The following is a 508-nucleotide window of genomic DNA, read 5'->3' as shown; positions in this document are numbered from 1 at the left end:
ACGGCGGTGTCTACGCCTACGCCAAGGCCGGATTCGGCGACTACATGGGTTTCTCCTCGGCCTGGGGCTACTGGATCAGCGCCTGGCTGGGCAACGTCGGTTACTTCGTTCTGCTGTTCAGCACCCTCGGTTACTTCTTCCCGATCTTCGGCGAAGGCAATACGCCGGCGGCGGTGATCAGCGCATCGTTGTTGCTGTGGGGCGTGCATTTCCTCGTGCTGCGGGGGATCAAGGAAGCAGCGTTCATCAACCTGGTGACCACCGTCGCCAAAGTCGTGCCGCTGCTGCTGTTCGTGTTGATCGCAGTCTTCGCGTTCAGACTGGACATCTTCACCGCCGACATCTGGGGCGTGAAAAACCCCGATCTGGGCAGTGTGATGAACCAGGTGCGCAACATGATGCTGGTCACCGTCTGGGTGTTCATCGGCATCGAAGGCGCGAGCATCTTCTCCGCCCGCGCCGAGAAACGCTCGGATGTCGGCAAGGCCACCGTGATCGGCTTCATCAC

Annotated in this window: 1 protein-coding gene; it reads left to right on the top strand. The window is 60.6% G+C overall.

Annotated elements, in window-relative coordinates; genetic code table 11:
- Positions 1-508 (top strand): amino acid permease (locus tag J5M66_RS26555; RefSeq protein WP_207817537.1); only part of this gene is annotated, 508 nt, incomplete at both ends.

The organism is Pseudomonas sp. 67(2021) (genome assembly GCF_017491835.1).
GTDB classification, from domain to species: domain Bacteria; phylum Pseudomonadota; class Gammaproteobacteria; order Pseudomonadales; family Pseudomonadaceae; genus Aquipseudomonas; species Aquipseudomonas atacamensis.
The sequence above is the reverse complement of the archived record's forward strand: the minus strand, read 5'-3'. Positions and strand labels throughout refer to the sequence as shown.